General features: G+C 66.0%; 8 protein-coding genes. 3 read left to right on the forward strand and 5 right to left on the reverse strand.

Features of this window, described 5'->3' with window-relative positions; translation table 11 throughout:
- The first annotated feature begins 21 nt into the window (after window positions 1-21).
- Window positions 22-1,020: a ketopantoate reductase family protein gene (locus tag D9V29_RS11525; protein ID WP_121673488.1), complete on the forward strand. Its 999-nt coding sequence runs from the start codon at window positions 22-24 to the stop codon at window positions 1,018-1,020.
- A gap of 124 nt (window positions 1,021-1,144) precedes the next feature.
- Here D9V29_RS11525 and D9V29_RS11530 read toward each other — a convergent pair whose 3' ends face one another.
- A complete protein-coding gene (locus tag D9V29_RS11530; RefSeq protein WP_121673467.1) occupies window positions 1,145-1,819 on the reverse strand; it encodes a nucleoside/nucleotide kinase family protein in 675 nt (224 codons plus the stop codon).
- Window positions 1,820-1,887: 68 nt separating this feature from the next.
- Here D9V29_RS11530 and D9V29_RS11535 point away from each other — a divergent pair, with 68 nt between their 5' ends.
- On the forward strand, window positions 1,888-2,763 hold the full coding sequence (locus D9V29_RS11535; protein ID WP_121673468.1) for an iron-sulfur binding domain-containing protein: 876 nt from the start codon (window positions 1,888-1,890) through the stop codon (window positions 2,761-2,763).
- A gap of 34 nt (window positions 2,764-2,797) precedes the next feature.
- On the opposite strand, the gene rbfA is transcribed toward D9V29_RS11535, so the two are convergent.
- The 4 genes from rbfA to nusA all read right to left on the reverse strand — a co-directional run bounded on the left by rbfA (window position 2,798) and on the right by nusA (window position 7,503).
- Complete coding sequence (rbfA, locus tag D9V29_RS11540) at window positions 2,798-3,244, reverse strand: 30S ribosome-binding factor RbfA (RefSeq protein ID WP_121673469.1); 447 nt, start codon at window positions 3,242-3,244, stop codon at window positions 2,798-2,800.
- Window positions 3,245-3,344: 100 nt separating this feature from the next.
- Window positions 3,345-6,116, reverse strand: a complete 2,772-nt coding sequence (gene infB, locus D9V29_RS11545) for a translation initiation factor IF-2 (protein WP_121673470.1) — start codon at window positions 6,114-6,116, stop codon at window positions 3,345-3,347.
- A gap of 83 nt (window positions 6,117-6,199) precedes the next feature.
- Entirely contained in the window at window positions 6,200-6,460 is a 261-nt protein-coding gene (locus D9V29_RS11550; RefSeq protein WP_121673471.1) for a YlxR family protein, read from the reverse strand.
- A gap of 53 nt (window positions 6,461-6,513) precedes the next feature.
- Window positions 6,514-7,503, reverse strand: coding sequence for a transcription termination factor NusA (gene nusA / locus D9V29_RS11555; protein WP_121673472.1), 990 nt, complete (start codon window positions 7,501-7,503; stop codon window positions 6,514-6,516).
- 240 nt (window positions 7,504-7,743) lie between these two features.
- Between nusA and D9V29_RS11560 the strand changes: the two genes are divergently transcribed.
- A complete protein-coding gene (locus D9V29_RS11560) occupies window positions 7,744-9,219 on the forward strand; it encodes an alanine/glycine:cation symporter family protein (protein WP_121673473.1) in 1,476 nt (491 codons plus the stop codon).
- Window positions 9,220-9,338 lie beyond the last annotated feature (119 nt).

The raw sequence follows: 9,338 nt of genomic DNA on the forward strand, positions 1-9,338 counted from the left end.
CGGGGATCGTAGGCTGGCGGAATGCGAATCGCCGTGATCGGAGCCGGGGCACTCGGCTGCACCTTTGCCGCCCTGCTCGATCGGGCCGGGCACGAGGTCGTCCTCGTCGCTCGAGGCGCGCAGCTCGACGCGATCACGGCCTCCGGACTGCGGCTCACCGGCGGCTTCGGCGACTGGAGAACCCGACAGCTCGTTGCGGTCCCCGCACTCGACACGCCGGCGGAACTCGCCATCCTGGCGGTGAAGGCGCAGGATGCCGCCGCGGCGCTCGCGGAGCATGGCCGCACGCTTGACGGCATCCCGGTTCTGGTCGTGCAGAACGGGCTCGACGGTGTATCCGCTGCACGCGCGGCGCTGCCGACATCCTCGTGCTTCGGTGCCCTGTCGATCATCGCGGCGTCCTATCTCGAGCCCGGGTCGGTGACGGTGACCACGCCCGCCCCGACCTACATCGGTCGAGGGGCCGGTGAGCCGGATGCCGAAGTTCGGCGGTTCACCGCTGAACTGGCGCCCGCGTTCCCCGCCGAGGCGATCGGCAACTTCGTCGGTGCGCAGTGGACGAAGCTGATCGTGAACCAGCTCAACGCGCTTCCCGCGATCACCGGCAGGAGCGTGCAGGAGGTGATCGCCGACCGTGGTCTGCGGATGGTGATGACGAGGAGCATGCGGGAGGCCGTCCGCGTTGGCGTTGCCAGGGGCATCCGTTTCGGGTCGCTGCAGGGGCTCAGCGACCGCAACCTGCGGCTGTTCGCCCGGGTGCCTGCGCTGCTCGGCCAGATGCTGCCGCTGCGGTTCGCGGCGCGTATGGGGTCGGTGCCGAACCCGGGATCGACGCTGCAGTCGCTCAAGCGCGGGCAGCGCACCGAGATCGACTTCCTCAACGGTGCGGTCGTGCGTGAGGCGCGGCTGGCCGGGCGTGACGCCCCGGTGAACGCGGCGCTCACGGAGCTCGTGCACGAGGTGGAGCGAACGGGCATGTTTCTGAGCCCGACCGAGGTCCTCGAGCGGCTTGCCCGCTGACCGCCGCCACGTTTTCACCCGATGCGGTCGGTTTCATCCGGCGTGCCGCGTGAAACCGTCCGCAGTGGATGAAAACGCATCCAGCGGGTGCTGCTCTCGCCGCAGTACGGCGAGCGGATGCCGCTCAGCAGCTGTCGAGGAACTGTCGCGTCGGGTGCGCCTCGTCCGCGTTGTCGATCACGACCGAAGCGTGGGCGCGCGGTGTCGCGTCTGCCGCGTAGAGCTTCTGCCCGCCGACGTAACGGGCGTTGGACGCGGCATCCGGTCGCGGGTCTGCCCCGATCGACGCCTGCAGGCGGCGGTACGCCTCGGCGACCGGTACATCGAGCAGGATCGAGTAGTGCCAGATGCCCCGCAGCTCCGGCCGCAGCAGGAACGCCCCGTCGACGATGAGGATGGCGTCCTTGGGGCCGGTGACCCAGCGCATCTCCTCGCCCACGTTCCGCTGCTCGTCGAAGCCGACGAGCTGGAACCCGGCACTCCCGGCGAGACGGAACGGTTCCACGAGTACCCGGCGGAACAGTGAGTAATCGAACGAGTCGAGGTAATACCCCTCGGCGGAGGCCCGACCGCGCGCGTACCGTTCCTCACGCGGGCGATGGAAGTCGTCGATCGATGCCCGGAACGCGGCGCGGTCATCCTCACGGAACACCTCGGCCAGGTCATCAGCGAACGCGGCCGTTCCCGAACCGCTGATCCCGTCGACGCCGACGATCACCCGGCCGACCCGATAGTTGTGGAGGATCTCAGCCCGCAGTTCGCGCAACAGTTCCACTCGCGGAGTCGTGACCAGTCTCATGCCTCGACCATACCGGCTGGGGTCTGGCGCGGTAAGGGAACGGGCGCTCAGCGTTTACGCTGGAATCGATGCGCACTCCCCCGGACATCCCCCGCCGAATCATCGACTGGTTCGCTGCGAATGGGCGGGAGCTGCCGTGGCGTGAGCCGGGCTTTCCGGCCTGGGGCACGCTCGTTTCCGAGTTCATGCTCCAGCAGACGCCGGTCGCCCGGGTGATTCCCCGGCTGGCCGAGTGGCTCGAGCGGTGGCCCACCCCGGAAGATCTCGCAAAGGTCCCCGCAGGTGAGGCAGTGCGGGCATGGGCGAACCTCGGCTACCCGCGTCGCGCCCTGTGGCTGCACCAGGCGGCCGTCGAGATCACCGAACGGCACGGCGGGATCGTGCCCGACGACGTCGACGCTTTGCTCGCCCTGACCGGCGTCGGTGATTACACCGCTCGCGCGGTTTCGGTGTTCGCGTACGGATCGCGGCATCCGGTCGTCGACACGAACACGAGACGCGTGCTGGCGCGGGCGATCGACGGTGACGGCGAACCCGGTCCGCCCTCCGCCAGGCGCGACCTCGCCGCACTCGAGAATCTGCTGCCCGACGACCTCGTCGACGCCCACGCATTCAACGCGGGGATCATGGAACTCGGTGCGATCGTCTGCACGGCACGGAACCCGCGTTGCGACGACTGCCCGATCGCGGATGCCTGTGCCTGGCGCCGGGCGGGCTACCCGCCGTTCGAGGGCAAACGCAAGACGGTGCAGAAGAAGTACGAGGGCAGCGACCGTCACGTCCGCGGTCTCATCATGGCGGAACTGCGGGCCGCCCACCTGCCGGTGACCGTTCGAGAGATCAACTCGCTGTGGGCGGATGCCGCGCAGCGCGATCGCGCACTCGCCGGGCTCGTCGCGGACGGACTCGCCGTACAACAGGAACAGGGCTACGTCCTGCCCTGAGGCAACACGCAGCCCTGTCCGGGAGAACGCAGTTCTAGATCTGGTCGTCGTCTTCCGCGATCACACGCGGTTTGACGTACGGGTCCTCGTCGCCGGCATAGGTCGCCGTCGACTTGAGAGCCTCGATCGACTCGTCTCGTTCACGAGCCTGTGCGAGCAACTCGTCGAGGTGCTTCGCATTCTCGGGCAGCGCGTCGTGGATGAACTCGAGGCTCGGTGTGAGTCGTGCGGTGATGTTCTTGCCGACCTCGCTGCGGAACATGCCCTTGGCCGCTTCGAGAGCGGCCGCGGAGTCCGCACGTTCCTGGTCGGAGCCGTACACCGTGTAGAAAACACTCGCGTGCTGGAGGTCGCCGGTCACCCTGACATCCGTGATGGTGACGAAGCCGAGCCGGGGATCCCGCATGCCGCGCTCGATGCGCTTCGCGATGATCTCCTGGATGCGGTCAGCCAGTTTGCGTGCTCGGGGGTTCTCACCCATGATCTTCTCCTTCAGCCGTTCGTGTCGAATCGGTAAAACCGGCTGCGACAGCCCCCTGCACCGTCAGTGCGCGGGGGCTGTCGCTGCCGTCGATGGTGAGCTAGCCGCGCGGCTTCTCTTTCATCTCTGTGGTTTCGATCTCGTCACCGATCTGGATGTCGTTGAACTTGCCGAGGCCGATACCAGCCTCGAAGTCCGTACGGACCTCGGTGACGTCGTCCTTGAACCGGCGCAGCGACTCGATGGCGAGGTTGTCGCCGAGCACGACACCATCGCGGATGACGCGAGCTTTCGCGTTCCTCGTGATGGTTCCCGAGCGAACGATGACACCGGCGATGTTGCCGAACTTGGAGGAGCGGAACACCTCGCGGATCTCGGCGACACCGGACTGGACTTCTTCGTACTCGGGCTTGAGCATGCCGGTGAGGCTTGCTTCGACATCGTCGATGGCGTTGTAGATGACCGAGTAGAACCGGATGTCCACACCTTCGCGAGCGGCACGTTCCCGGGCCTTCGGGTCGGGGCGAACGTTGAATCCAATGATGATCGCGTTGTCGATGGTCGCCAGGTTGACGTCCGACTCCGTGACAGCACCGACACCGCGGTGGATGATGCGGAGCTGCACCGAGTCGTCGACCTCGATCTTGAGCAGCGACTCCTCAAGCGCCTCGACGGCACCGGAGACGTCACCCTTGATGATGAGGTTGAGCGACTCGACCTTGCCCTCTTCGAGTGCACGGGTGAAGTCCTCGAGGCTGATGCGCTTGCGGGACTTGGCGAGCTGAGCGTTGCGCTCCGCTGCTTCACGCTTCTCAGCGATCTGGCGGGCGGTACGGTCATCGTCCGTGACGAGGAAGGTGTCACCGGCGCGAGGCACCGAGGACAGACCCTGCACCTGGACTGGGCGTGACGGCGTCGCGAATTCAACCGCGTCACCGTTCTCGTCGGCCATGGCGCGAACGCGTCCGTAAGCGGTTCCGGCAACGATCGGGTCTCCGACCTTCAGCGTTCCCGACTGGATGAGCACTGTCGCAACAGCACCGCGTCCCTTGTCGAGCTTGGCCTCGATCGCGACGCCGCGGGCGTCCTTGTTTGGGTTGGCACGCATGTCGAGGGCGGCATCTGCGGTGAGCAGCACGGCGTCGACGAGCTTGTCGATGCCGATGTTGTTCCGAGCAGAAACGTCGACGAACATGACGTCTCCGCCGTACTCTTCGGCAACCAGTCCGTATTCGGTGAGCTGCTGGCGCACCTTTTGCGGGTTGGCATCTTCCTTGTCGATCTTGTTCACCGCGACAACGATCGGAACGTTCGCAGCCTGGGCGTGGTTGAGCGCCTCGATCGTCTGCGGCATGATGCCGTCGTCTGCAGCGACCACGAGGATCGCGATGTCGGTGACCTGGGCACCTCGGGCACGCATGGCGGTGAACGCCTCGTGGCCGGGGGTGTCGATGAAGGTGACAGCGCGGTCGACGCCTTCGTGCTCGGCGTGAACCTGGTACGCACCGATGTGCTGGGTGATTCCACCGGCCTCGCCGGCGACGACGTTCGCGTTCCTGATCGCGTCGAGCAGGCGGGTCTTACCGTGGTCGACGTGACCCATGACGGTGACAACGGGAGGACGAGCCTCAAGGTCTTCGTCCGTCTCGTTCTCGAGCTCCTGGTCGAGGTCGATGGAGAAGCCTTCGAGAAGTTCGCGGTCCTCTTCCTCCGGAGAGACGATGAGGATCCGGTAACCCAGTTCTTCACCGAGCACACCGAAGGTCGCCTCGTCGAGGGACTCCGTCGCCGTTGCCATCTCACCGAGGTGGAAGAGAACGGTGACGAGGTTTCCGGGGCTCGCGTCGATCTTGTCGGCGAAGTCCGAAATGGACGCACCGCGGCGCAGACGGACAATGGTGCTTCCGTCGCCACGGGGAACGCTCACGCCGCCGAGCGACGGAGCTTCCCTGAGCTCGAATTCCTGCCTCTTGGCCCGCTTCGACTTGCGTGACTTGCTCTTGCCGCCACCGCGACCGAACGCACCAGCGGTTCCACCGCCGGGGCCACGGCCACGGCCACCGCCACCTGCTGGGCGGTTGGGGCCGAAGTTCGAACCAGGGGTTCCTGGAGCGCCACCGGGGCGCTGGAAGCCACCCGCTGCTGGAGCACCGGGACGCTGGAAGCCACCGCCGGCCGGACGACCCGCGCCGCCGGGGCGCTGGAAGCCACCCGGACGCTGTCCGGGTCCACCGGGACGCGGTGCTCCCGGCCGGGGTGAACCCGGTCGAGGCGCCTGCGGGCGAGGGATGTTGCTGGGGCTCGGAGCAGCCGGGCGCTGGCCCATGCCCTGCGCGCTCGCGAACGGGTTGTTACCCGGACGCGGCGTGGCCGGGCGCTGACCCATGCCCTGCGCGCTCGCGAACGGGTTGTTACCCGGACGCGGTGCACCTGGGCGAGGTCCGCCGGGGCTTGCCTGCTTCGCGTCTGCTGCGGCAGGAGCCGCGGGGGCAGCCGGAGCTTCCTTGGCCTCGGCGGCCGGAGCGGCGGGGGCTTCGGCGGCGGGAGCAACCGGAGCGGCAGGTGCTGCCGGAGCCGGTGCTTCCTTGACCTCGGGGGCCGGAGCCGGAGTGGGTGCAGGCGCCGGAGCAGGGGTCGGGCGCGAGCCCGGCTTGGCTGCTGACTTCGCTGCGGTCTTTGCTGCGGGAGCCGCCGCGGCCGGCTTTGCGCCGTCTGCCTCGAGGGCAGCACGAAGCTTCCGGGCCACCGGGGGCTCGATCGTTGATGAGGGGGACTTGACGAATTCGCCGAGTTCCTTCAGTTTCGCAAGGGCGACCTTGCTGTCGACACCGAGTTCAGATGCGATCTCGTGTACGCGTGGTTTTCCAGCCACAATTCTCCTGTCTGGGTCCACCCAGACAGGGCAGACCGTTAGTTACGGACGGGTCTCATTTCGAGCCGCTCATTAGTTGTCCATTAGCCGTTCAGCCTGTTCTCTCGTACTGAATTTTCTAGTGCTGCCGTGTCGAGCTTCCCGCTCTCGCGAAAGGCACGCCCGAAGGCCCGCCGCTTCACTGCGAGTTGGTAACACTGGATTTGCGGATGCAACCACGCTCCCCGCCCCGGCAACGTCGCGGTGGGGTCCACCACGAGTTTTGAATCCTGGACGACGATCCTCAACAAGGAGGACCTGTCGGCGCGCGTGCGGCATCCGACGCACGTTCTAACGGGTTCCATCCTAGCACCCCCTGTTTGCTACTCGGCCGGGGTTGCCCGGCGCGGTGGAGAGGTCAGTCGTCTTCGAGGATGCTGTCCGGCTGGATGTCGATCTTCGCGCCCGTGAGTTTCGCGGCGAGGCGGGCGTTCTGCCCTTCCTTGCCGATCGCGAGCGAGAGCTGGTAGTCGGGAACGAGGGCACGGACGGCCTTCGTCGACTCGTCGAGAATGAAGGAACTCGTGACCTTTGCCGGCGATAGCGCGTTGGCAACGAAGGTCGCGAGATTGGGCGAGTAGTCGACGATGTCGATTTTCTCTGCACCGAGTTCCTCGGTCACGGCCCTGACCCGGCGTCCGAGCTCTCCGATGCAGGCGCCCTTGGCGTTGACACTCGGGTCGTTCGCGCGAACGGCGATCTTCGTACGATGGCCGGCTTCGCGGGCCAGCGAGACGATCTCGACGACTCCCGATGCGATCTCGGGCACCTCGAGCGCGAAGAGCTTGCGAACGAGCGATGGGTGGGTACGCGAGAGAGTAATCTGCGGTCCCTTCATTCCCTTCGAAACACTCGTGACATAGACACGGATGCGGGCACCGTGACGGTACTCCTCCCCCGGGACCTGTTCCTCCGGGGGCATGATGCCTTCGATGGTTCCGAGGTCGATGTGCACCATGCGCGGGTTGGGGCCCTGCTGCACGACGCCGGCGACGATGTCGCCTTCACGGCCCTTGAACTCACCGAGGATCGCGTCGTCCGCGAGGTCGCGGAGGCGCTGGTTGATGACCTGCTTGGCTGCGAAGGCGGCGATGCGCCCGAAGTCCTCCGGCGTCGACTCGGCCTCACCGATCACGACACCTTCTTCGTCGAGCTCGGGCACGAGGACGGCGACGTGGCCGGTCTTGCGATTGAGCTCGACGCGGACCTCGGGTTCTGCTTCACCGGGTTCGGTCTGGCTCTTCACGTATGCGGTGCGAATGGCCTGTTCGATGATCTCGACGAGCTCATCGAATGGGATCTCTTTTTCCCGCTCCATCATCTTCAGTACGTTGAGATCGATGTCCACCGGGGTACCCCTCTATTCAGCTGCCACCGCCACTTCTGCACTGGCGGATCGATCTACTAACTTACCCGACCCTGCGGGCATCCGTCACCACTTCGCCGTGCCGCCACCCCGCCCTCGTAGGGGTTGCTTCGATGCCGGAAGGGTTCCGGTTCCAGAGCCAGCGAGAACCTTTGGACGCCGATTACAGATTTCTGTGCCCCGAACGGGGAGGATTCCGCGTCAGCGCGCTAGTGTTCCCCCATGGACGCGATCAATGACCTGGTGCTCACCCTCGGCGACGGACTCTGGACCTGGGTTCTGCTCCCGGTGGTTGCGCTGCTCGGGCTGTACTTCACGGTGCGCACCGGAGTCGTCCAGTTTCGCCTGATCCCGGAGATGTTCCGGACCCTGACCAACAAGACTCCCCTTGACGATGACGGCAAGGCCCAGTCGGTGTCTGCGTTCCAGGCGTTCACCATCTCGGCGGCCTCCCGTGTGGGTGTCGGCAACATCGCCGGCGTCGGTACCGCGATCGCGATCGGCGGCCCGGGAGCTGTGTTCTGGATGTGGACCATGGCCTTCGTCGGCGGCGCATCGAGCTTTGTCGAATCCACCCTTGGCCAGCTGTACAAGACCAAGGACAAAGACGGCTTCCGCGGCGGCCCGGCCTATTACATGGAGCGGGGTCTCGGAGCCCGCTGGATGGGCATCATCTTCGCTGTCGTCCTGATCTGCTGCTTCCCGTTCGCTTTCAGTTCTCTTCAGGCCAACACGATCAGCGCGACCGTCGTGAGCACCGTCGGTGTCGACATCCCGTGGCTGCCCTGGGTCGTCGGACTCGCGCTCGCGTTCCTCACCGGCCTCGTCGTGTTCGGCGGGGTGCGCAGGATCGCCTCGGTCACTCAGGCGATCGTCCCCCTCATGGCGCTGCTGTACCTGCTCGTCGGTCTGCTCATCGTCGGCATGAACATCACCGAGGTTCCCCGCGTGTTCGGCGAGATCTACGCCGGTGCGTTCGGGTTCCAGCAGATCGCCGGAGGCGCGATCGGAACGATCATCCTGCAGGGCGTCAAGCGCGGCATGTTCTCGAACGAAGCCGGCCTCGGTTCTGCTCCGAACGCCGGAGCATCCGCCGCGGTCACCCACCCGGTCAAGCAAGGTCTGGTCCAGACCCTCGGCGTCTACTTCGACACCTTCCTCATCTGCTCGATCACCGCGTTCATCATCCTCGTGTCAACGCCTGACCTCGCCAACGCTGAACGGGGTATCGGCCTCACCTTCGACGCGGTCACCGGCCAACTCGGTACGTGGTCCGGCGTCCTGCTCAGTGTGATCGTGTTCCTGCTCGCGTTCAGTTCGATCCTCGGCAACTACTACTACGGCGAGTCGAACATCGAGTTCATCACCACCAAGCGCATCTGGCTGACCACCTATCGCGTGTTCGCGGTCTTCGCGGTGCTCGCGGGTTCGGTGCTCGCTGCCGACCTCGTCTGGAACACCGCCGACGGCCTGATGGGCATCATGGCCCTCGTGAACCTCACCGCCATCGGGCTGCTCGGTACCGTGGCCTTCAAGCTCCTCAAGGACTACTCGGAGCAGCGGTCGCGCGGGCTCGACCCGGTCTTTACGCGCGATCGTCTGCCTGAGCTGCGCAACGTCGAGTGCTGGGCGGATGAGCGAAGCGTGACCGGCTCGGTTCCGGTTGTGCGCCCGAAGGCAGCGCGAGCTCGCCGGTAGTCTTCACCGCAATCGATCGGTCCGAAAGGGTCGCCCACGCCAGGGCGGGTTCAAGGAAGTGACGCAACACCCTGATCTCAGGGAGTTGCTATGGCTGGTCGTCCGGCGGTGCCGATCGA

It is taken from the genome of Mycetocola manganoxydans (genome assembly GCF_003667545.1).
Lineage (GTDB): Bacteria > Actinomycetota > Actinomycetes > Actinomycetales > Microbacteriaceae > Mycetocola_A > Mycetocola_A manganoxydans.

Excerpts from the sequence above, each read along its gene's own strand:
- D9V29_RS11560 (WP_121673473.1), top strand. The coding sequence starts at position 7,744 with ATGGACGCGATCAATGACCTGGTGCTCACCCTCGGCGACGGACTCTGG.
- D9V29_RS11535 (WP_121673468.1), top strand. The coding sequence starts at position 1,888 with ATGCGCACTCCCCCGGACATCCCCCGCCGAATCATCGACTGGTTCGCT.
- D9V29_RS11530 (WP_121673467.1), bottom strand. The coding sequence starts at position 1,819 with ATGAGACTGGTCACGACTCCGCGAGTGGAACTGTTGCGCGAACTGCGG.
- rbfA (WP_121673469.1), bottom strand. The coding sequence starts at position 3,244 with ATGGGTGAGAACCCCCGAGCACGCAAACTGGCTGACCGCATCCAGGAG.
- D9V29_RS11550 (WP_121673471.1), bottom strand. The coding sequence starts at position 6,460 with ATGGAACCCGTTAGAACGTGCGTCGGATGCCGCACGCGCGCCGACAGG.
- D9V29_RS11525 (WP_121673488.1), top strand. The coding sequence starts at position 22 with ATGCGAATCGCCGTGATCGGAGCCGGGGCACTCGGCTGCACCTTTGCC.